The sequence below is a fragment of the Microthrixaceae bacterium genome (genome assembly GCA_016702505.1).
Taxonomy (GTDB): Bacteria; Actinomycetota; Acidimicrobiia; order Acidimicrobiales; family Iamiaceae; genus Aquihabitans.
The window spans coordinates 621003-643028 of the sequence record JADJDU010000001.1 but is presented as its reverse complement, the minus strand read 5'-3'; the positions used below and the strand labels follow the sequence as shown (position 1 = coordinate 643028).

The window sequence follows — 22026 nt, the reverse complement described above, 5'->3', positions numbered from 1 at the left end:
CGACTGACAACTGACCGGCGATGGATCGCCTGGTTTGTTGGTTTGGTGAAAAGCCTACGAGCGGCCCCGAAGGGCCGCTCGTAGGGAGTCGCTGCCTAGCGGCGCAGGCCGTGGGTGGCGATGATCGTGCGGTACCGCTCGACGTCGTTGTTCTTGACGTAGTCGAGCAGGTTGCGTCGCCGGCCGACCAGCATGAGCAGGCCCCGACGGCTGTGGTGGTCCTTCTTGTGAACCTTGAGGTGTTCGTTGAGGTGGTTGATGCGCTTGGTGAGAAGCGCGATCTGAACCTCGGGAGAGCCGGTGTCTGAATCGTGGAGACGGTGCTCGGCGATGACCTCGGGCTTTTGACGATCGATGATCTCTGACACTTGATTCCTCTTGGGTTTCCTACCCGGCCCCCGGACCCGCGACCCACCCCGGTCGGGGCGGTCCGCCTGGCCGGGCGCGGCTGCACCCGCTCTGGGTGCCCGTGCCAGGGTAGTGCGAACCTCCGTTCGCCACCAACGTCGGCCCCGGCGGGGGCCCCCCCCCCCCCCCCCCCCCCCCGGCCCCCCCCCCCCCGGGGCCCCCCCGCCCCCCCGGCCCGGCCCCCCGGCCCGGGCCGGGGGGCCGGGGGCCCCCCCCGGGGGCCCCCCCCCCGCCCCCGGGGGGCCGCCTGGCCCGCGCCCCCCCGCGGGCGCGGCCTAGGCCGGCTAACCCGCCGGGGGGCGCCCGGGCAGGTCGATGTGCCAGCGGTAGCGGGGCTTGGCTTCGCTCTGGAACAGCGTGTCGACATCGAGCTCGGGGGTGAGCTGGAGCACCAGGGCGTCGGGGTCGTAGAAGGCGGCCTCGACCTCATCGACGTTGGCATCGGGAGCCAGCCCCATCTCGGCGAAGTCCCGTTCCCGGGATTTGAGGGCCCGCTCGCTCGAGAACATCTTGCGGAAGATGGCGGGCAACGCTTCTGGGTCCTTGAGCAGCCACGAGTGGGTGCCACCTTCGACCACGACCACCATGCCACCGGCCAGGCGCGCCGCGCTTCGGGCGGTGGACAGGGGTACGACGATGTCTCGGTCGCCGTGGATGGCTACCAACGGCACGCCACTCTTGCGGATCTTTTGGAGCATCCACCGAGAGGAACGCGACCGCAGGATCGACACGCCTGGACCGAGCATCTGCATCGGGTTGGTCACGTGGGAACGGACCACCGGAGCCACAAGACGGCCGAGCTTGAGCGCCTGGGTGGGGTCCCGCAGGAACGGAACCGTGTACAGCGAGTCGGCCAGCAAGATGCCGCCGATCCCGACCAAAAGCAGCGGGTTGAGGCGAGAAGCAGCCACGATCCGGTCCCAGGTCTCCCCCACGATGGCGTCGAGCAGGATCACGGTCAGCACCCGTTCAGGGTGGTTGGCGGCGTACTCGGTGATCAGCCGCCCACCCATGGAGTGGCCGCAGAACACGGCCTTGCGGATCCCGAGCTCATCTATCACCCGGCCCAGGAGCTTGGTGTACTCCTCGAAGTTGGCACCCCCGGTGGGTAGGCCTTGGGTGGAGCCGTGATCGGCGGTGTCTATGGCCACCACCTTGAAGCCCATGGCAACAAGACGGCTGAGGGTCTGGGCGTAGAGCATGCCTTCGGCGGTGAAGCCGTGGATCAACACGATGGGTACGCCCCGGCCGCACACCGTGACACCGACGCGGTGCCCGTCGGCCAATGTCACCTCGTGGCGGGCCAGGCGCGGCAGGCGGCGGACCCCGGTTCCGGTTGCGGCCTCGGCCACGCCGTCGTGGCTGGCGTCGGTGGATGGCCCCAGGAGCGGCAGTTCGGCAACGTCTGCAACGTCGACTTCGGCCACCTCCACGGCGGACACCCTCGACTTGCGCCTCGGCGAACCAGAACTCGAACCAGACTTCTTGGGCATCTCACTCCCCGGGTACCCAGACCTGACGAACGTCAGTCTGGTTCATCGGCTCACACGTTCCGTGCCATGAGTGTGAGATGGCGGGCGGCGGGACGATGCCGGCCCTTTCGGCGATCGAGTCTGCCGCGGTCAGGGAATGAGCAGCTTGCGGGTCTGATCGACGTCGGTGTGGATCTGGTCGACCAGTGACTCGACCGAGTCGAACCGTTCCTCGCCCCGAAGCCGCTCCACGAAGCGCACTCGGACCGCCTCGCCATAGAGGTCTCCGGCGAAGTCGAGAAGGTGGCACTCCAGCAGCGGCGCCTCGGCCCGGCGGTCGTAGAAGGTGGGACGGTGACCGAGGCTGATGGCCGATGCCAACTCGGTACCGTCTGCCCGTTCCACCCAGCCGGCATAGATGCCGTCGGCGGGAAGTTGGATCTCGGCGGGCAAGGTGAGGTTGGCGGTGGGAAACCCGATCTCTCGTCCCCGTTGGTCACCGGGCTCGACCACCCCCCTCACCTCGTGGGGCCGTCCCAACATCACGGCCGCCCCCGACACATCACCGTCGGCGAGCAGTCGGCGGATCGCCGTGGATGAAACTCGAACTTCCTCGGCGCCTGCCGGTTGCCCGTCGACGCCGACCAGGTCCAGGCCACACACCTCGAACCCTGCCTCGGCTCCCATCCGCTCGAGCAAGGCCACATCGCCACCCCGCCGGTGCCCGAAGTGGAAGTCCGCCCCCACCACCACGGCCCGAGCGGTGAGGCAGCCGACGAGGACGTCTTGCACGAAGGACTCGGCCGTCTCTGCGGCACGGGCCTCGTCGAAGTGGACGACGTAGGTGGCGTCGACGCCTGTGGCAGCCAACAGTTCGAGCTTCTGCTCCAGATCACATAGAAGGAGCGGGGCCGAGTCCGGGCGGACAACGGTGGCTGGATGGCGATCGAAGGTGACCACAACCGTCTGTAGGTCGCGTCCCGCGGCCAACTCCCGCACTTGGGAAATGACGGCCTGGTGACCGAGGTGGACCCCGTCATAGGCCCCGATGGTGACGGCGCTGGGTTCTAGAGGATCGGGACGCTGACCGTCACCGCGGATCACCTGCACGACTCAACGCTACGGACGCCCATCTCGATCGACCAACTCGCCGGCCGCCATAGCGGTTCGCGATCGATGGCACTCGGCGGCCCGGTCACGGGGTCGCTCCGCCTATAGGAGGCGAACCGGCTCGGCGCCGGCCACCGCCATCGCCACTACCGTTGTCGACGTGCTCCCCCGCTGCCACGCCGTCGGCCCCGGCCGGTGACCACCCAGCCCGACCCGCCCGGCTTGGAGTCCTACGGCTGGGATGACGAATGGGCTCAGACCTACGCCGCCGCGCTGGCGGCGATGGCTGGCACCGAGATCGACAGCCCTCGACCCGGCCGGGTGATCCGCCACGACGGTGCCGGCCTGATCGTGGCCACCACAGATGGTCCGGTTAGGGCCATGTTCGGACCTGCGGTCACCCCACCGCCGGTGGTCGGAGACTGGGTCGTGCTGGACCACGCCCCCAATCCGCGTGCCACCCTCCCTCGCCGATCGCTTCTGCGCCGGCGTGCCGCGGGCAGCGAGCGCGAGCAACCCATGGCCGCCAACGTCGACCTGGTGTTGATCGTGTGCGGCCTGGACCGCCCCGTTCGAGTCGGGCGCATCCAACGCACCATGACCATCGCCAACGATGCCCTGGCCCGATCCTTGGTCGTGCTGACCAAGGCCGACACCGCCGACTCCGAATCCCTCGACCGCGCCAGGGCCGCGGTGCTCGAAGCCGACCCGAACCTCGACGTCGTCGCCCTTTCGGCCCGGGGCGGCTGGGGCGTGGAGGACCTCCTCGCCCACATCGCCACCCGCACCGTGGCCCTCATCGGTGAGTCCGGAGCCGGGAAGTCGACGCTGGTCAACGCCCTGGTCAACGCCGAGGTGGCCGCCACCGGTGGGGTGCGTCTCGGCGACGCCAAGGGGCGCCACACCACCACCTCCCGCCAACTCCACCTCCTGGCCACCGGCGGTGTGCTGGTGGACACCCCCGGCATCCGTGAGGTGGGGATCTTCGCCGATGCCGAAGCGGTGGCCGAGACCTTCCCCGACATCGAGGAACTGGCCACCCAATGCCGCTTCAACGATTGCGCCCACCACCGAGAACCGTCGTGCGCGATCCGTGAAGCCCTCGACAGCGGTGGCCTCGACCCCGACCGGGTGGAACGGTGGCGAGCACTCGAAGCAGAGGCCCACGCTGCCGCCATCCGCGCCGACCCGGTGGCCTCACGCCGCCAAGATCGCCAGACCGGACGCCTCTACCGGGACATCCTCAAAGACAAACGCCGCTAAGGAGGCGAGCGAATAGGCGAGCCGACCCATAAATACGGCATGGCTAAACCGAGGCGAAGCCTCGGTCTGATTACCCTCGCAGCGACGACGACTGGACCTATCCGCTAGGACCCTAAGCCTGGATCCACCGATCGATCTTGGGTTGTGCTCGATTCTCCATGGTCACCCAGGCGAAACGGGTTCTCTGTTCGGCCACCGTTAGTGCTCGGCTGTCTGACGAGCTGAAGTCACAGGACTGGGCGGGGGTTCGGGGGCAGAGCCCTTTGTGGCGGAGCCCCCGAGACCTGCGGAGATCGGCTTTGCCGGTCGTAGTAGCGAAGACGTCGGCCGTCAGGCCGGCGACCGAACTCCGCCGGAAGGCTCTGCCTTTCGGCGGATCCAGGCTGAGCGGAGTTCGGTCCAGCCGCCGAACGGGCCCTGGGTATTCGACCATGGGATTCAACCGGCGTCCGTCGCCTGAGGTTCGCTCAGATGCACCACCGATGCTGAGTCGAAGGCTGTGCCTTCGACCTCGAGGGTCTGAACCTCTCGGTTCCGGCTCAGCAACTCGAGGACCTCGTTACATACGGCACCATCGGTGTTGTGGGCATTGGACTGGACGACGAAAATGGACTGGCCTCGGGCCAGATCCTCCACACTCCGAGCAAACTCCCCGGGAGGGCGGGCCGCGGCGCGGCTCCGATAGTCCACCCAGTTGATCAGACCCGGCGCCTGGAGGTCTGGGAACGTCACCTGCACGAACTCCCCGTCCAGTTCGCGGCTGGTCGACGGCCCGGACAGATCGGGGCAATAGGCCACGACGTCACCGGGTTCGCCGGCATCCATGATGGCGAGGGCATTTCGCCGGGCGTCGGTCCGAGACGCAAAGGCATTCAGCTCGAGCCCACCCGCACCCAAGTACAACAGCGCCGCTAGGGCCAGCATGCCAACGAACCTTGGCTGAAGCTCAGCCAAGGCAGCTCCAGCCAGCACCACCACGAACGGCACGACAACAGCGGAATAGCGGCCGGCAAACCCGGCCCCGAAGATGAAGCCCAACACCCATCCGTAGGCGAGCGTTCCCACGACCAGTACGGCGAGTGCTCGACCTTCCGTGCGTCCAGGCGCCTTCAGATCAAGCACCCACACCCACGGTGAGGTGCTTCTCAACCACGGACCCACCGCCGCAGCCGCCAACAGGAGCCAACCGAAGAGCATGGCTTCCTCTGAGAAGAACCCTCCCAGCGTTCCCGCCATCTCCGAAAGCGCAGACACCAGACCAGCCGGCTCCAGCCACGGGGTCCCCGTGTGTCGCTGCTGGAACAGGAGCGACGGTAACCATGGGGTGAAGCTCAGTGATCCGGCCATCAACGCCCCGAGGGTCAAGGCTGCGGGGCGTCCGGTTGAGCTGTCATCGGACAGCCGGGCGCGGGCCACCTTCGCTATCAGGATGGAGGCCGCGGCCATCACCAGCCAGATGGCCCAGTAGTGGGTCCACAGCAGGAGGGAAACCAACACGGCAAGGAGCGCAAGGTCTCGGGGCCGTGACACCTCCACGGCCCGAACTCCAACAAGCCACGCCGCAGTCGCCAGAAGCGACACCAAGGAGTACATCCTCGCCTCAGTCGAGTAGTGGACCAGGAACGGGGTCAACGACGCCAGCACCGCGGCGATGGCCCCGGCCCTGTTCCCTCCAATCCGACGGGCTGCGATCCAGACCAGCGGTATCAGCCCGACCCCCAGGAGACCCGACAAGGCGCGTGCAGCGAGATCCCCGTCGCCGAACAAGGAGATCCAGTAGTGGAGGAGGAGGTAGTACAGGGGTGGATGACCGTCGTTCCTGACCGACACGAGCAGGTCGCCAACCGGCTGGCTCGAGATGTTCACGGTCAATGCCTCGTCCAACCACAAGGGTGAGGCCGTTACGAATCGGAGCAGAATTCCGATCGCTATCGCGCTCAAGGCCAGGTAGACCGCCATCCGACGGTGGAGAGGATTCGAGCTCATTGGCGCAGCGGTGGAGCCTTTCGGTCCGATGGTCATGTCCACTTCAGTTGCCCAACGCGAGGTCTACGGCTTCGGCTACGTCGTCGAGGTCCAGGCGGGGTTCGTCGAACCGACGGACTTCTCGGAAAGTGCGGTCACGTCCCCGGGGGTCAACGAACCAGGCATTGAGCCGTTCGCCCACGGCCTGAGCCAGGACGGGCGGCTGTTCGGTGAGCTCGCTGCGACGCAATCCACCGTCGACCAGCAACCGGCCCAGGTCGTAGAGGTCCGATGCCCGCTTCTCTGAGGATGCCCGAAGGCGACGGTGGTGGCCTTTCTTATGGCCACCACCCGCCGCGGCGCCCAGCGACCGCGGCGAACCATGATCTCGCCGGTTTCGCCGTCGGCGGCCTTTCCAGCGTGGTGGCGGCGTCGGAGCCCAGGTGTGGGCCACCACGTTCAACTCGAGGTCGGTGAGGCCAGTTCCGGGACGGTCGGGGTCGATCAACGCACCTATGAGCTCATCGGAATCGACGCCGGCCACATCGATCACATCCAAGTCGAGGTTGCCTTCGAAGGTGTATTGGCCCCCGCCCACGCTGGTCAGGGCCAGCCTGGCGATCGCTTCGTGGTAGCGGTCAAGACCGCGGGCCAATGCGTCGAGATCGACGGTGGCACGGTGGGGGGAATACCCCGCGACACCCCGACCAGACCACCGATCAGGCGCAGCTCGCCGGGTAGTGACGCCAGCAGGGCGACCTCTCGGTGGGTGCTGCCGTTGCGACGCCCCGACAACACCACGCTCACGTCTCTCCTCCTGGGACCACACCCCATGTCTCGACGATCTCACGGCCACGGGCCGGGTCAGCCGCCAGCCGCAGCGCGCACACGATCGGGTGGGCCACCCGCCACGGATGTTCGGTCGTGGCAGGGTGATCGTCGTTCTCGGGCAACCACTTGACCGGGGCCAGCCGCACCCAGGTCCGGGTGGGGAGGTTGCGGTCCACCAACCCGCGTAGGCGACGTAGGGCGTGTTCGGAACGGACGTAGCACCGGGCCGGTAGATCACCGGCGGCGGGGATGCTGGCCCCGCCCAGCGTTGCAGCCCTTTCGTCGACGCGGGTCAGCGCGTCTGCCCCGGATCGCTCTGCCACTTCGACCAGGGTGGCGGGAAGTGGCGTCCAGCCGTCGTCGGGCCAGTGCGCCGCTGTCTCCCAGAACAGTTCGGGCAACAGCGGGAGCCGTGAGGTGGGGCCGATCAACCCGACCTCGGTGAAACGGGTGATCTGCTGGTGGGTGGCCGCCGCGCTACGCCCGATCATCCGGGCCGTGGCGCGCGGTTGCACCGCTCGATCGGGTTGGATCAAGGCGGCCAGCGCCACCTCCAGGCCAACGTGGGTCCAGGGGTTGCCCGATCCGCTCGATCCAGGTCCCGAAGTGGTGCTTCCCGTTGAGAACGGTGCTTCGATCCGCAGGCCAGCAGCCCACACCCGTATGTGGCCGCGGCGGTCCAGCCATCCCCAACCAGCCCGGCGCAGGACGTCTCTTCCCGGTTGGCTCAGACGGTCGGCCACGACGAGGGCTGGTAGCCGGGCCGGGGCTTCGGACACGACTCGGGTCAGGTCAGCGGGGGTGGGGTGGGCTCGGGCCACCAGATTGAAGGCCTGGCGGGTTCCGTCGACGGTGAGGATGCCGTCTATCTCGCGGACGTCGAGGCCGAGGTCTCGGAGCGCGTCGCCTACCTCGCGGCCCAGGTCGATGTACTCGTCCGATTGCGCCGTCACGAACACCGAACGAAGGGTAGTCGATCTGGTAGTTCCGCAACAACACTTGCGTTCTCGCCGTCACAAACACCGAACATAGGTCCGCCAGGCCAATCCTGCAATGACGTGCCTTCCACACCCGCTTGACCGACGGGTCAGGTTGGGGTTGGCTCATCTGCCGTGACCCTCAGCTACGCCGATGCCGCCGCCCAGATCACCGCACCTGGTGAGCGCTACGAGACCCACGAGATCACCGTGAACGGCGTGGCCTACACCGCGTTCAAAGGGGCACCCGCCACCCTGCGCGAGCTGTTCGATCTCACCACCCTCTACGGCGACACCGAGTACCTGGTTTACGAGGACGAGCGCTACACGTTCACCCAGGTCCACTCCCACGCCGCTGGTCTGGCCGCGGCGCTGGTCAACCGGTACGGCATCACCAAAGGCGATCGGGTGGCCATCGCCATGCGCAACTACCCCGAGTGGATCATGACCTACATCGGGGCCCTGGCCGCCGGGGCGGTGGTGGTGTCCATGAACGCGTGGTGGACCGCCGAGGAGCTCGCCTACGGCCTCGAGGATTCTGGTACCACCGTGTTGGTGGCCGATGCCGAACGGGTACAACGAACCCGCGACAGCGCCGCTCGGCTCGGCATCCGCACCATCGGCGTTCGCCTGCCCGACGGCGACAACCCCGAAGGAGTGGATCGTTGGGAGGATGTGGTCGAGCCCGGTGCCACCTACGAGCGCGTCGACCTCGCCCCCGATGACGACGCCACCATCCTGTACACGTCGGGCACCACCGGCCACCCCAAGGGAGCGGTATCCACCCACCGGGCCGTGGTCCAGGCCCTAATGGGCTTTGGCTGCAAGAGCGCCATCGACAGCCTGCGCCGACCCGAAGAGGCGTCGGGGCGAACCGGTGCACCGGTGTTCATCCTCATCGTCCCGTTGTTCCACGTGACCGGAAACGTCCCGGTCATGCTGGGTGCGATGGCCTCAGGGCTCAAGCTGGTGATCATGCACAAGTGGGATCCAGGGCGGGCCCTCCAGCTCATAGAACGGGAGCGGGTCACCCAGTTCGTGGGGGTCCCGACCCAGAGCTGGGACCTGCTCGAACACCCCGACTTCGACCGCTACGACACGTCGTCGCTGGCCTTCGTCGGTGGCGGCGGCGCGCCCGCTCCACCCCAGCTGGTCAACCGGGTGGCCGGAAGCTTCAAGGCGGCCAAGCCCAACATCGGCTATGGCATGACCGAGACCAATGCCTACGGACCTGGCAACAGCGGCACCGACTACGAGACCCATCCCACCAGCACCGGCCGGTCAACACCCATCCTCCAAGTCGAGATCCGAGACCCCGATGCCAAACCGGTCCCGATCGGTGAACGGGGCGAGATCTGGATGAAGGGCCCCAACGTGATCCGGGGTTACTGGAACCGGCCCGAAGCCACCGCCGAGACCATCGTGGACGGATGGCTACGCACCGGAGACCTGGGCCGCATCGACGCCGAGGGCTTCGTCTACATCGAGGACCGGGCCAAGGACATGATCCTGCGGGGCGGCGAGAACGTGTACTGCGCCGAGGTCGAGGCCGCCGTCTACGAGTACCCCGATGTGTACGAGGCCGCAGTCTTCGGTGTACCGCACGAGAGATTGGGCGAAGAGGTCGCCCTGGCCGTGGTTCCCCGCCACGGAACCACCATCGACCCCGATGAGCTGACCGCGTTCTTGGCCCAGCACCTCGCCCCGTTCAAGATCCCGACCAGGATCATCGCCTTCACCGATCCGCTGCCACGAAATCCGGCCGGGAAGATCCTCAAACGAGACCTGAGAGATCGCTTCACCAACTGACCCGGCGGGGATCACGGCCAGGAATGGACCATCTCCTCACGCGACCGTCGTCGCCGGAACCGAGGCGGGAATCCGGCGGGAACCAGCCAACCCGACAAAGGCCACCGCGGTGGCCATGGCGAAGGCGATCGCTACAGCAGATGACACCGACCAATCCCTGACATCACCGATGGCCACCGCCGCGCCACCCAAGCCGGTCCCCACAGCCACCCCCAATACGTCACACAGCTGGAGGGCGGCGCTGGCCGCGCCCTCCTCTCCCGGCGGAGCGGCAGCCAGGACCACCACAGACAACGGCGCGTACGCGAGCCCGACCCCGAAGCCGCTCACCCCCCAGGCCACCACGATCACCCACACCGGCGCCCCCAACGCCACCCCCGTCGCCATCACCAGCGACACGATGACCACGACGAAACCGGTACCGACCAAGGCCCGTGGACCCCGGTCACCGATGCGACGGGCCTGCACCCAGGACCCCACCGCCCACAGCACCGACGACGCCGACAGCGCGGCACCGGCCATGAACGTCGACGACCCCCGACCGTCAACGACTAGCAACGACACGTAGGCATCGGCCTGGAAGAAGCACCACGTGAGCAGGCCCTTCACCGCGACGGTGGCCGGCACGCCCGCGGCGAAGCGAACCGTGCCCGCAGGTACCAAGCCCACGAAGGCCCAACCGGCCGCCACCGGCCCCATCGTCGCCAACACCACCGCCGCAGCCATCGGAACCCCTGTGGCCACCACGAAAAGCGCGCCCACCCCCGACACCAGCACGGCCACCCGGGCCACCCGAGCCGCGGTGGAGGTGCCGCCTGCGGAGGCGTCGACCGTCGGCGAACTGACCGGCGCACCGTCGGCCAGGCCACTAGAGGTTTGAGAGGATCCAACCGCCCGGGGCACCCGCGACAGGGGCCTCACACACATGGCCGCAGCCACCGCCACGAACGGCAACAACCCGAAGAACACCCATCGCCACGACAAGGCGTGTTCCACCCAGGCCGCCACCGCCGGGCCCAACAGGCCGGGAACAACCCAGGCCGTGGACATCATGGCGAAGATCCGCGGTCGTTCCTCACTGGTGAACGCCCGTGCGATGGCGGCATAGGAGGCAGCCGGGACGGCTCCCGCACCCAGGCCTTGAAGCACCCGGCCCACCACCAGAACCTCCATGGAGCCAGCGGCACCGGCCACCACAAGGCCAACGGCGAACAGCCCAAGTCCACCGCCGTAGGGCACCACCAAACCCCGGCGGTCCGCCGCCGGTCCCCCCACCACGATGCCCACCAGGCTGGCCAGGAAAAACCCGCTGAACACCCAGCCGTACAGGTCGTAGCCACCCAGGTCGGCGCGCACCTGGGGCATGACGGTGGCCACGGCCAAGGACTCCAACGCCACCAAGGTGACGGTGAGCAGAAGCCCAGCCGTCAACGCTCGACGCTCAGAGGAGTCTCGAACTCCTTTCATCACCGATCCCGCGGAATGATCAGAATCGACGCCGCGGCCCGAAGCCGCCCCGTGCCCGTCACCCGCGTCAATTGCGCCCACGGCCTCGGGGGAGGAGGGAGGCTCGTCGGCTTGGCGCACCAGCGCAGCCTACGGATCGACGGGCGTGGGTCGAACGGCCCTGATCTCGAGCCGTATGGAGAACGTCGCCCTCCAGCCGGTAGCTTGTCCAGTCCCCAGAGGCGGGACGCATCACCAGCCCGCCCATTGCAGCGCCCGGAGGCCTTCAACTCATGACCACCTCGCTCACCGTCGCCAAGCATCGTTCCAACCTCGACAAGCTCCGCGCCGAGACAGAGGCAGGCATCATGGCCCTCCAGGCCGCCTACGACGAGCTCGACCCCGAAGAGGTGGCCAGCGACGTGGGCGCCGGCGAAGACGAAGGCGGCTCCGAAGGAGACCTGACCCGCTTCGAACGGGACCGGATACGCGCCCGTATCGCCGAGGAGCAGGCCTTCCTCGAGGTCATCGACGCCGCTCAGGAACGCACCCACTCCAAGAAGTGGAAGAACTGCACCCGCTGCGGCAACCCCATTGGCGACCCGCGCCTCGAGGCGCTGCCCGCCACCGACCTCTGCGTCACCTGCAAGGCCGACCGCGGCACCTGGTGAACAATCCGGCGCCCGGCTCGGGCATCGTGGTCGTTCGACGCAGCTACCCGGTGGTGGTGGGCGACCAGCCCGGCGTGGTGGTCGAGATCGATGCCACCGGTGAACCTCGAGCCCTGGCCGTACAGCAGGCGGGACTGCACCCATTGGCCCCGGGTCACCGACTCGGATATGGCTACGACGTGACGCCGTGGGGACTCGGTGCGTGGGTTGGCGATCGTCGCGTCCAGCTTCGTGTCTGGCCGGTGGAAGCTGACGGCCACGGAGACATCGTCGAAGAAGCCGACCCCGATGACCCCGACTCCGAGGTGCTGGTCTTGCACTTCCACCCCGAGGTAGACCGGGATGCCCTGGTCCAACTGGTCGAGACCGGTCGCCTGTTCGTCGCCGGTCCCGATGCCGGACCGGTGCCCCTGGTTCTCGACCTAGACCGAGACCTAGTGGCTGAAGTGGTGGCCCAGGTGTCGCCCCACCCCTAGGACCCGAGCGGATAGGTCCGGTCGTCGTCGCTACAGGTCAGCTGCCGTGGGCGTGGTCGCACAACTGGGTCTCGCCCTCGGCCACCTGACCTCCAGCCACGCCCTCCAACGCCGCGAACGGCCCACACCGATGGGGGCTGATCCAGACGTGGATCATGGGGGTGGGCTGGAACTTCTTTAGCGGCGGTTGACACTGACCCCCGACGCTGGTCACCCCCGCCACCCGGGGCGCCACCGGGTCGTCGGTGAAGCACAGGTCGTCATGGATGTGCCACTGGGTGAGCGCACCACCCACATCTGGGACCTGGTCGAGTGTGGCCCCCTGCTTCATCATGAACATGGCCGACACCAGCCTGCGGGACCCTCCCGGCCCGGCCTCATAGACAAGCGATTCGGGATAGTCGGGGTTCAAGATGTGGTCGTCGTTGATGTAGTTCCAGTTGATGAAGTGCTCGTGTCCGGTGAAGCCATCACCGATCGAGCGGAACCCGTCTGCCTCGGCCACGGCGGCGTCGGCGTAGCGGGGCAGGCGATCCAAGGTGATGGCGATCAAGTTCTCAGCTCGCGCCTGTTGGGCCGGCGTCACGCCCGGGGTTCCCGACAGGTCGATGGGAAGGGTCGGGTCATAGGGCTTCGGTACGGCGGCGATGTGGGTCCCGTCATCGCCGTGGGCTTCGCTGTCAGCGTGGGTTGCACCGTCGGCATGGGCCGTCGACTCGTCGTGAGCCTCGGACGATCCATGGGTGCCGGCGTGGGAATGGCCTCCTGCGGTGACCATGGCCACAATCGCCACCGCCAGAACGCCGGCGCCCACCCCCGCCAGCATCGACGATCCCGGGCCCTGGGATCTGACTCCCGAAAGACCTGACATCAGATGGCGAAGGGCGATCACCGTCGCGGTGAGGGCCAATGCCGCGGCGGCGGCGTCTGCGAACTGGATCGCCTCGGACTCGCCCAGCCCATCGACGAAGGAGATCCCTGAGGTCTTGGCCAGAACCCAGCCGCTCACCGCGGCCGCACCCAGGATCGCACCGCTGACGCAGACGGCGCGTCCCGATGCCACCAGCGCCACCGCTCCCCAGGCCAACTGGAGCGCGGCCAGCACGGCGAAAGTGCGGGCCGTAGCAGCGTGGTCGCCATGCACTCCAATGGCGGTGGCGTGTATCGCACCTGCCCCCAACGATCCCAGCCCGGCTACGGCCAAGGCACCGAAGCGCACCTTGGACTCCGATGAGGTCGAGACCCCCGCGGCTATCGGCATGTCGGTGGTGGCGACCATGTTCTGACCCCTAGATATCCCCTGAACGAATAGCCAGGCTACCGCTGAACGCTCACCGGTTTCAGGCGGTCGGTCCGCCCGCCCCGGGATCGGACCCATGTACCGGTGCTGGCACTCAGCCTCGATCCACCGATCGATGGCCCAGGCTCAGTCGCTGTCAGGTTCGGCCAACAGTCCAGCAGCGGCGGCCAGAGCCGAGGCCAGCAGGGCCGAACGGCGTACCACCAGCTCGAAGGCATGTTCAGCCTGGGACCCCTGGCCTTGAAGAGGGGGCGAGCCGAGCGACCGGAGCAGTATCCCGGGGTCGGTAGCGGCGGCGATCGGTTCTGGGTCTGGGAGCTGGGGAACGGGGCGCCAAAGGTCACCCGACCGGGGCCGTACCTGTTGACGTCGCCGCTTGTTGCGGCGCGATCCGCCCCCTCCCCCGCCCGCGGACTGGGCTGGCTGGTTCGGCTGGGCTTGTTGGTTCACTCGTCGTCCTCCGTGAGGAGCTCGTCGGTGCGCAGCCCGAGAGCGGCGCGGAGCTGGGTGGCGTCCAGGTCGGCCAGCGAGGAGGACTTGGGCAGCACCAGATCGGCGATGTGGCGTTTGCCGGCCACCACCTCCTCGACCCGCTCGTCGACGGTTCCGGGGCAGACCAGACGGTGTGAGATGACGGTCTTGGTCTGGCCGATGCGCCAAGCCCGGTCTCGGGCCTGATCCTCCACCGCTGGGTTCCACCAGCGGTCGTAGAGAACCACATGGTTGGCGGCGGTGAGGTTGAGGCCCGTGCCGCCGGCCTTGAGCGACAGGACCAGGGCGCCGGCCCCGCTCCCCTGCTGGAAATCCTCGACCATGCGATCTCTGGTCCCGCGGGCCAGACCACCGTGGTAGCAGGACACGGCTACGCCGGTGACGTCGGTGAGGTGGGCGGCCAGCCTCACACCCCACTCGGCGAAGTGGGTGAAGATCAAGATCTTCTCCCCGGCGGCGAACACCGTGTCGACGATCTCCTCGAGCCGGTTCAGCTTGCCCGACCGCCCTGCCAGCGGGCGATCGTCGTCCTTCTCGTAGGCGGACGGGTGGTTGCAGATCCGCTTGAGGGCAGTGATGGCAGCCAGGATCGCGCCCTGCTTGGGCTCGCCTCCCACCTTGGTGGCATCCACCACCAAGCTGTCGAGCACCGCCTGGTAGAGGCCGATCTGCTCGGGGGTCATCAGGCAGTGGTCGAGCTCATCGATACGGTCGGGAAGCTCAGCGGCCACGTCGGGCTCGCTCTTCGTGCGGCGGAACACCAGCAGGCCATTGAGAGCTTTCAGCGCGGCCTCGCCCTCACCCGACAGTTGGGCGATGAACTGGGGCCGAGGACCGACCAGGCTCGGGTTGCAGAAGTCGAGGATGGCCCACAGGTCGCCCAGACCGTTTTCGATGGGGGTCCCGGTCAGGGCGATACGGCTCCGGGCTGGCAGGCGACGGAGCTGTTGGGCCGTCTCGTTGGCCGGGTTCTTGATTACCTGGGCCTCGTCGAGCACGACCCGGGCCCACTCGATCTCGGCGAGCTGGTCCACGTCTCGCACCGCGGTGCCATAGGTGGTGATCACCACGTCGGCCCGCTCGATGGACCGCTTCAGAGCCGCCCCGCTGGCCCGGCCCGCGCCGTGGTGGACCACGACGTTCAGAGCTGGGGTGAACTTGGCCGCCTCAGCGGCCCAGTTGCCGACCACAGCCGGCGGGGCCACCACCAAGGCGGTACCGGATCCGGACCGAGCGCTGCGCCCCAGGTGAGCGAGCATGGTGGGCGTCTTGCCCAGGCCCATGTCCAAAGCGAGGCATCCGCCCAACTCGGCCACGTCGAGGAAGCCGAGCCAGGCCAGGGCTTCGGCCTGATAGGCCCGTAGCTCACCGGAGAACCCCTCGGGACTGGTGGGAAGGTCGGTGGGCAGCGATGACGCCGACGCCAACAGGTTGGATGCCCAGCTCGTGCCGTCGACCTGGAGACCACCGGCCAGAGATGTGCCTTCCAACCCCACGGAATGGCGGAGGATCTCGGCCCCGGTCAGACGGGTCTTGTTGGCCCGCTCGGCGAGGGCGGCGGCCGCCTCCTTCAAGTCGACCTTGTCGAGCTCCACCCATCGACCGTGCGACATGACCAGTGGCCTGGCCTCCTCGGCCAAGCGCGCGATGTCGGCCGCGCTCAGTTCGACATCATCGAACAGGACCGACCACCGCACGTTGGAGAGCTGCTGGGCACCCACCACGGTGTCTCCGGTCGGTTCGGTGAACATGCGAAGACCGGCGGCGGGCTTGCGACGCGACAACGCCGGAACCCGAACCTCGAATCCGGCGGCCTCCAGGGCCTGACCGGTGATGGTCATGAACTCCCAGGCCTCGTCCTGGCTCAGATAGACCTGTCCTCGACGCATGGCCCCGGGACGCAACAGCGCGGGCACCACCCGCTCCGCTCGCACCAGCTCGTCGACCAAGGCCTTGGTGGCCTTGCCGTCAGCGATAGCGGCCTCGATGGGAAGGAGCCCACCTTCTGCGCCTGGGCCCAACACCGACAAGAACCAGGGGTTGCCAGAATCGGGTGGGTCGAGCTGAAGTACGAGGCGGGGGGTGAATGTCCCCAGGACCGGCCTGGCCCAGCGATCGAGTCGCTTGGAGATCTCGGCACCAGCGGCCAGGGGGGCCACGAACGCGGATCCGTCCACTCGGGTCACCACGGCCTCGGCCACCTGGGCGGTGCTCTGGACGTTGGGCGGCGGGGCGGGAAGCTCCAGACGGCTGGCGGCCTCGTGGACGACGGCGTCGACTACCGACCCGATCACGTCCATGGTCACCACCCGCGGGTCCTGCTTGGTGTTGGGCAGGGCCGTGACCGGACCGGGCATCGCGTGGGTGAGTCGTTCGACCACGTCCTCGGGAAGCAGCGCCGGAACCCAACGGACCGACAGATCTAGCCCACGCCCGTCGTTGCGCTTGTGGGCGGGCAGGGTGGGAACCACTGCCCCCCTGGCCACCAATCGGACCGCGGCGATGGCGGCGCGGCCCAGCCACGCCACGCTGGCACCCACGCCTTCTCGACCCAGGCCACCTCCGACGGCCACCAGCCATCCCAGGGCTTCACCGACCGGGATGGCCAGCGCGGCGGCACGCTCGCCTGATGGCAGTGGAACGGCCGGGAACGGCGTCCACCCCACGGCCGGCCCGCCGATGGCCTCCAGCCGATCCGACAGCTCTTCGGCCGATGCCGGCGATGCCCCCGGTCCGGCCGCCCACACCACGATGTTCCCGCCACCCCATGACGCCTGGAGCCTCACCTCACCGGTTGGGTCTGCAGCCGCGATGGCAGCCACCACCGAGGAGCTGTCTCCCACCTTCGTGAGCAGGTCGTAGGCCGCTTCAAGCCGGGCCAACTCGCCTTCGAAGTCGGCCACGACCTGGAGACGTTCGGGGCCGGTGAGCTTGCGAACCGCGTCGAGACGATCCTCGGTGTCCTCGAGCAGGTCCTCGAGGGCATAGCGCCACCGGCGCGGGTCGGCCTCCAGAGCCGCGAGCTGGTCGGATGTGGCTGAGCCAGTCGCAGCGGCCCATGCCGCTGCTTCCAGAGCTGTTGGGTGAGACATTCGGTGCGGCACTCCCTGCGCCGTCGGCCGCCACCGAGGTGGCGGAGCTGTCATCCGTGTACCGGCATCGCGGAACGACCCTCGGACCGGGCCACCCCCACCGTCACCGCAGACGGGACGCCGTACCGAGATCATACCCTCATGGCCGAGGCGTCCCGCACATCGACGCCCCTCCTTGACGACCGTCTGCGCACAGAGGCCCACCTACAGCGAATGGCGAAGGTGAACGTTGACGACTCGCACCCACGGGCAGACACTCACCGGTAGGGATACCGCATCGACAAGGGGAACAGTCGTCGGCAACCCGGAGGGAACGAGTCCAGGCCACGGCCTGCCCACCTCCAAGGAGCCACCATGTACCTGTTCACCAGAAGCGTCCGCCTACGACCTGGCCCCACGAGAGATGCAGCCGCGTGGGCCGGGGAGGTGACCGAAGCGGTCAGGCACACGACCGACCTCCACGTCCAGCTGTGGTCGCGCACCTTCTCACCCCAGCTCGGCACGCTGGCGTGGACCACTGCCGTCGAGGACCTCACCCAACTTGAGGCCGCCGATGACAAGTTGATGGCCGACGAGGCATACCAGGACTTGGTACAGCGCGGGGCGGCCTACGTCGAACACCTACCCGACGATTCCCTGGCCATGTACCTGACGGGCCTGCCCGATCCGACGGCCACCGTCGAGTACGCCGCGGTGGTTACTTCGGTATGTGCCGTCGGGTGTACGGCCAAGGGCGCCGAGCTTGGCGTTCGAATCGCCGAGGAGGCGGGTCGAATCGGGGGCAACCCGTGCAGCTTCCTGATCGGAGCATCAGGCAACTACGGCGCGGTGGCGTGGATCACCCCGTTCCCGAGCCTCGCCGAGATGCAACGGTCAGAGCAGAGCGTCTACGCCGACGCCGATTTCGTCAAGATCGTCGACGAGGAAGCGGCTGGCATCTACTCCGGTGACCTGGGTGCCACCGTCCAGCACTACTACCGCAAGATCATGTAGCCAGGATCCGCCCTATCCACCTGCTCCAGCTCGTCACTCAGCCGAACACCATCGGTGAATCCAGGTGTAGGTGGCGAGCGGAGAGGCGAGCCTGTGGCCAGGCGGGCGGTACCCGGTCCCCCGAAACGCCCCTGGCCAGGGCAGACACAGGGGCCCGGGGTCAAGTGACCCCGGGCCCCTGTGCCGTCACGAGATCTCTGGAGCAGCCAGAAAAGGCAGGGCTGCTCCAGACAGATCAGCTACAGCCGCTGGTGCTGCCACAGCTCGGGCAGGCATGGCAGGATCCCGCCCGTTGCATCTGGACGCCGCACTGCATGCAGTATGGGGCATCGGAGTGAGCGGCCGAAGGCTTGACCTGTGGGGGTGTGGCCGTGACCGGGATCGGGTTGGTGACCCCGGCCCGGTCCAACAGGCTGCCCTGCGCCGGGCCACCGTCGTCGGCCAGCGAGATGGCCAGCTCGTTCGCCGACGGGATCGACTTGGGGTCCGGGGCCATGTCGGTGCCCTGGCGGTTCTCGACCACGGTCTCCTCCACCCCGGGAAGGGTGGGCTGGGTGCGCTCGGACACGGTGAGGATTCCGAGTTCCTGACGTTCCTCGAGGGTCAGGTAGTCGACCGCCAGGCGACGGAAGATGTAATCGAGCAGTGACGAGGCGATCCTCAGCTCGGGATCGTCGGTCATCCCCGCCGGCTCGAATCGGGTGTTGGCGAAGGCCTCGACCAGGGTGCGCAGCGGCACGCCGTACTGAAGGGCGTAGCTGATGCTGATCGACAGCGAGTCCATGACGCCGGCCAGGGTGGAACCCTGCTTGGCCACCTTGAGGAACACCTCGCCGGGGCGACCGTCGTCGTACTCGCCCACGGTGACGAAGCCCTTGCAGTCGGCCACCCGGAACTCGAAGGTTCGCGACGTCCGGTTGCGGGGCAGCTTCTCGCGGGTCGGGGTCTTGACGACCTTCTCCACGATCTTCTCCACGATGACCTCTCGTTCGACCACCTGAGGCGCGGCCGCGACGGGTGCCTCGGCGTCGTCCTTCTTGGCGGTGGCGAGAGGTTGGGCCACCTTGCAGTTGTCGCGGTAGATGGCGACGGCCTTCACGCCCAGCTTCCAGGCGTCGATGTGGAGCTGCTCGACATCTTCGACCGAAACGTCTTGGGGCATGTTCACGGTCTTGGAGATGGCCCCCGAGATGAAGGGCTGCACTGCCGCCATCATGCGCACGTGACCCATGTAGTGGATGGTGTTGTCACCCATGGAGCATGCGAACACCGAGATGTGCTCTGCGGCGAGGTGGGGGGCTCCCAGGATGCTCTTCTCGGTATCGATGTAGGCCACGATGTCGGCCACCTGCTCCTCGGTGTAGCCGAGGCGGGCCAGGGCCCTGGGAATGGTCTGGTTGACGATGGTCATGGTGCCGCCACCGACCAGTTTCTTCAGCTTCACCAGACCGAGGTCGGGTTCGATGCCAGTGGTGTCGCAGTCCATCATCAGACCGATGGTGCCGGTGGGCGCCAGTACCGAGGCCTGGGAGTTGCGGACACCGAACTGTTCGCCCAGCTCGCACGCCTCGTCCCAGCTCTGCTGAGCAGCCGAGAGCAGCTCGGCGGGAACAAGCTCTTCGTCGATGTGGGCGGCGGCATCGCGGTGGAGGTCCAACACGCCGAGCATGTGCTCACGGTTGTCGGCGTATCCGGCGAAGGGCCCCATGCGGCTGGCGGTGCGGGCCGAAGTGGCGTAGGCGTGCCCGGTCATGAGGGCGGTGATGGCCGCGGCCCAGGCCCGACCGTCATCTGAGTCATAGGCGTGACCGAGTGCCATGAGCAGGGCGCCGATGTTGGCGTATCCGATGCCGAGCTGGCGGAACTTGCGGGACGTGTCACCGATCGGGTCGGTCGGGTAATCGGCCCGGCCCACGAGGATTTCCTGGGCGGTGAAGATCACCGCCACCGCAGCCTTGAAGCCCTCGACGTCGAAGGTGTCGGTGTCATCGAGGAACTTGAGCAAGTTGAGGCTGGCCAGGTTGCAAGCCGAGTTGTCCAGGTGCATGTACTCCGAGCACGGGTTCGAACCATTGATGCGCCCGGTGTTGTGGGCGGTGTGCCATTTGTTGATGGTGGTGTCGAACTGCATGCCCGGGTCGGCGCACTCCCAGGTGGCCTGGGAGATCTGGCGCATGAGGTCGCGTGCCGGCATGGTCTTGACTACCGAACCGTCGGTGACGGCACGCAGGTGCCAGGGGGCGTCGTCTACGACGGCCTGCATGAAGTCGTCGGTGACGCGAACCGAGTTGTTGGCGTTCTGGTACTGGATCGAGTGGCTGTCCTTGCCGTCGAGATCCATGTCGAACCCGGCGTCGGCCAGGGCCCGAGCCTTCTTCTCCTCACGGGACTTGCACCAGATGAACTCTTCGATGTCGGGATGGTCGACGTCGAGGATCACCATCTTGGCCGCACGTCGAGTCTTGCCACCCGACTTGATGGTGCCGGCCGAGGAATCTGCTCCTCGCATGAAGCTGACCGGTCCCGACGCGGTGCCACCCCCCTTGAGCAGCTCCACCGATGAGCGAATGCGGGACAGGTTGACGCCGGCACCCGAACCACCCTTGAAGATCACTCCCTCTTCCCGGTACCAATTCAGGATCGAGTCCATGTGGTCGTCGACCGACAAGATGAAGCAAGCCGATGCCTGCTGGGGAACACCGGCCACACCGATGTTGAACCAGACCGGGGAGTTGAAGGCGGCCTTCTGGTGGACCAGCAGGTGCTTGAGCTCGGCCCGGAAGGTCTCGGCCTCCCGGTCGTCGATGAAGTAGCCACCCTCGATACCCCAGCGGGTGATGGTGTCGGCCACCCGGTCGATCACCTGGCGCAGGGAGACCTCGCGTTCGGGTGTGCCCAGGGTGCCGCGGAAGTACTTCTGGGCCACGATGTTGGTGGCGTTGAGCGACCAGTCCACCGGGAACTCGACACCCAGCTGCTCGAACGCGACCGAACCGTCCTTGTAGTTGGTGATACGGGCGTCTCGCCGCTCCCACGTCACCTCGTCGTAAGGGTGCACACCCTCGGTGGTGAAGTGGCGGGCGATGCCGATACCGGTCTGCTCGGGGGCCATGGCCATGGGGGCGCTCCTGGGTGGAAGGTTGGTCGGGAGGGGTGGCCTGGGACTCCGGGGCCACGGTGCCCTGGAAACTGTCTGACCACAACCACTTGTGGTCGGTGCGTCCCCTGATGCGCCGACACCACAAGATGTAGAGGCAAACTACAGCACGGGAATTACACCGCTGTCAACGTGCTCGGACGGATTTTCCGCCGATCACGGGCCCGTTCCCCCGCCGACCACGCCGGGGCGAGGATTTCGACAGTCGCAGCGGGCGCCGGCTCTGGGTCAGGTCGAAGGGAGCGTTGCCGTGGGTCCACGGACTCGGGGGTTGCTCCCTTAGATCTACCGCCCCACCCCCTCGGGACCGTGGTCCCTCGGCGGTGAAGCGCCCCACACCTCTGTTCCGACACCGTCTCCGGCGCCCGCTGTGGCCGCCGTTCAACCTACGTCCACTTCCTTGTGGATCGTAAGGGGAACAACCCTGTGAATTTCGCGGGGATTTGTCCACCGTTCGTCCACATGCCGGTGGAAACGCAGTGAGACGCGTGGCGGGAAGGTCCGGTCGCCGTCGCTGCGGGCCTAGGAGGCGAGCCAACGACGACCGGAGACCACAGGCGTGTT

The 22026-nt window shown here is 67.5% G+C and carries 17 protein-coding genes; 5 read left to right on the top strand and 12 right to left on the bottom strand.

Annotated elements, in window-relative coordinates:
- Positions 1-95 precede the first annotated feature (95 nt).
- The 3 genes from rpsO to IPG97_02965 all read right to left on the bottom strand — a co-directional run bounded on the left by rpsO (position 96) and on the right by IPG97_02965 (position 2990).
- Positions 96-356: a 30S ribosomal protein S15 gene (rpsO, locus tag IPG97_02975; protein ID MBK6855542.1), complete on the bottom strand. Its 261-nt coding sequence runs from the start codon at positions 354-356 to the stop codon at positions 96-98.
- Positions 357-692: 336 nt separating this feature from the next.
- Positions 693-1901 (bottom strand): alpha/beta hydrolase, encoded by a 1209-nt coding sequence (locus tag IPG97_02970; protein MBK6855541.1) that lies wholly within the window; start codon positions 1899-1901, stop codon positions 693-695.
- Between the two features lie 129 nt (positions 1902-2030).
- Entirely contained in the window at positions 2031-2990 is a 960-nt protein-coding gene (locus tag IPG97_02965; protein MBK6855540.1) for a bifunctional riboflavin kinase/FAD synthetase, read from the bottom strand.
- 282 nt (positions 2991-3272) lie between these two features.
- Between IPG97_02965 and rsgA the strand changes: the two genes are divergently transcribed.
- The gene (gene rsgA, locus IPG97_02960) at positions 3273-4253 is read left to right on the top strand and encodes a ribosome small subunit-dependent GTPase A (GenBank protein MBK6855539.1); all 981 of its coding nucleotides are present in this window, start codon (positions 3273-3275) and stop codon (positions 4251-4253) included.
- A 438-nt stretch (positions 4254-4691) separates the two neighbouring features.
- On the opposite strand, the gene IPG97_02955 is transcribed toward rsgA, so the two are convergent.
- The 4 genes from IPG97_02955 to IPG97_02940 all read right to left on the bottom strand — a co-directional run bounded on the left by IPG97_02955 (position 4692) and on the right by IPG97_02940 (position 8008).
- The gene (locus tag IPG97_02955) at positions 4692-6212 is read right to left on the bottom strand and encodes a glycosyltransferase family 39 protein (GenBank protein ID MBK6855538.1); all 1521 of its coding nucleotides are present in this window, start codon (positions 6210-6212) and stop codon (positions 4692-4694) included.
- Positions 6213-6282: 70 nt separating this feature from the next.
- Positions 6283-6873 carry a hypothetical protein gene (locus IPG97_02950; protein ID MBK6855537.1) on the bottom strand — a complete coding sequence of 197 codons (591 nt, stop codon included), beginning with the start codon at positions 6871-6873 and terminating at the stop codon, positions 6283-6285.
- Positions 6822-7025 (bottom strand): hypothetical protein, encoded by a 204-nt coding sequence (locus tag IPG97_02945; protein MBK6855536.1) that lies wholly within the window; start codon positions 7023-7025, stop codon positions 6822-6824. The genes IPG97_02950 and IPG97_02945 overlap by 52 nt, the downstream gene beginning before the upstream one ends.
- Positions 7022-8008 (bottom strand): hypothetical protein, encoded by a 987-nt coding sequence (locus IPG97_02940; GenBank protein ID MBK6855535.1) that lies wholly within the window; start codon positions 8006-8008, stop codon positions 7022-7024. Before IPG97_02940 ends, IPG97_02945 begins: the two co-directional genes overlap by 4 nt.
- Before the next feature lie 153 nt (positions 8009-8161).
- On the opposite strand from IPG97_02940, the gene IPG97_02935 reads away from it, so the two are divergent.
- Positions 8162-9835, top strand: a complete 1674-nt coding sequence (locus IPG97_02935) for an AMP-binding protein (protein MBK6855534.1) — start codon at positions 8162-8164, stop codon at positions 9833-9835.
- A 36-nt stretch (positions 9836-9871) separates the two neighbouring features.
- On the opposite strand, the gene IPG97_02930 is transcribed toward IPG97_02935, so the two are convergent.
- The gene (locus tag IPG97_02930; GenBank protein MBK6855533.1) at positions 9872-11302 is read right to left on the bottom strand and encodes an MFS transporter; all 1431 of its coding nucleotides are present in this window, start codon (positions 11300-11302) and stop codon (positions 9872-9874) included.
- A 272-nt stretch (positions 11303-11574) separates the two neighbouring features.
- Between IPG97_02930 and IPG97_02925 the strand changes: the two genes are divergently transcribed.
- Entirely contained in the window at positions 11575-11952 is a 378-nt protein-coding gene (locus IPG97_02925; GenBank protein ID MBK6855532.1) for a TraR/DksA C4-type zinc finger protein, read from the top strand.
- A complete protein-coding gene (locus tag IPG97_02920) occupies positions 11949-12428 on the top strand; it encodes a hypothetical protein (GenBank protein MBK6855531.1) in 480 nt (159 codons plus the stop codon). Before IPG97_02925 ends, IPG97_02920 begins: the two co-directional genes overlap by 4 nt.
- 37 nt (positions 12429-12465) lie before the next feature.
- On the opposite strand, the gene IPG97_02915 is transcribed toward IPG97_02920, so the two are convergent.
- The 3 genes from IPG97_02915 to IPG97_02905 form a co-directional block, all read right to left on the bottom strand.
- Positions 12466-13707, bottom strand: a complete 1242-nt coding sequence (locus IPG97_02915; protein ID MBK6855530.1) for a hypothetical protein — start codon at positions 13705-13707, stop codon at positions 12466-12468.
- Positions 13708-13854: 147 nt separating this feature from the next.
- Positions 13855-14178 carry a hypothetical protein gene (locus tag IPG97_02910; protein ID MBK6855529.1) on the bottom strand — a complete coding sequence of 108 codons (324 nt, stop codon included), beginning with the start codon at positions 14176-14178 and terminating at the stop codon, positions 13855-13857.
- Entirely contained in the window at positions 14175-17312 is a 3138-nt protein-coding gene (locus IPG97_02905; protein ID MBK6855528.1) for a DEAD/DEAH box helicase, read from the bottom strand. Before IPG97_02905 ends, IPG97_02910 begins: the two co-directional genes overlap by 4 nt.
- A gap of 354 nt (positions 17313-17666) precedes the next feature.
- Between IPG97_02905 and IPG97_02900 the strand changes: the two genes are divergently transcribed.
- The gene (locus IPG97_02900; protein ID MBK6855527.1) at positions 17667-18305 is read left to right on the top strand and encodes a hypothetical protein; all 639 of its coding nucleotides are present in this window, start codon (positions 17667-17669) and stop codon (positions 18303-18305) included.
- 235 nt (positions 18306-18540) lie between these two features.
- On the opposite strand, the gene IPG97_02895 is transcribed toward IPG97_02900, so the two are convergent.
- Entirely contained in the window at positions 18541-21423 is a 2883-nt protein-coding gene (locus IPG97_02895; protein ID MBK6855526.1) for a vitamin B12-dependent ribonucleotide reductase, read from the bottom strand.
- Between the last annotated feature and the right edge of the window lie 603 nt (positions 21424-22026).

What these genes read in the sequence shown, in the direction of transcription:
- IPG97_02970 (MBK6855541.1), bottom strand. Translation starts at nt 1,901, where the DNA reads ATGCCCAAGAAGTCTGGTTCGAGTTCTGGTTCGCCGAGGCGCAAGTCG.
- rsgA (MBK6855539.1), top strand. Translation starts at nt 3,273, where the DNA reads ATGGCTGGCACCGAGATCGACAGCCCTCGACCCGGCCGGGTGATCCGC.
- IPG97_02955 (MBK6855538.1), bottom strand. Translation starts at nt 6,212, where the DNA reads ATGGCGGTCTACCTGGCCTTGAGCGCGATAGCGATCGGAATTCTGCTC.
- IPG97_02930 (MBK6855533.1), bottom strand. Translation starts at nt 11,302, where the DNA reads ATGAAAGGAGTTCGAGACTCCTCTGAGCGTCGAGCGTTGACGGCTGGG.
- IPG97_02925 (MBK6855532.1), top strand. Translation starts at nt 11,575, where the DNA reads ATGACCACCTCGCTCACCGTCGCCAAGCATCGTTCCAACCTCGACAAG.
- IPG97_02915 (MBK6855530.1), bottom strand. Translation starts at nt 13,707, where the DNA reads ATGGTCGCCACCACCGACATGCCGATAGCCGCGGGGGTCTCGACCTCA.
- IPG97_02905 (MBK6855528.1), bottom strand. Translation starts at nt 17,312, where the DNA reads ATGTCTCACCCAACAGCTCTGGAAGCAGCGGCATGGGCCGCTGCGACT.
- IPG97_02900 (MBK6855527.1), top strand. Translation starts at nt 17,667, where the DNA reads ATGTACCTGTTCACCAGAAGCGTCCGCCTACGACCTGGCCCCACGAGA.
- IPG97_02895 (MBK6855526.1), bottom strand. Translation starts at nt 21,423, where the DNA reads ATGGCCATGGCCCCCGAGCAGACCGGTATCGGCATCGCCCGCCACTTC.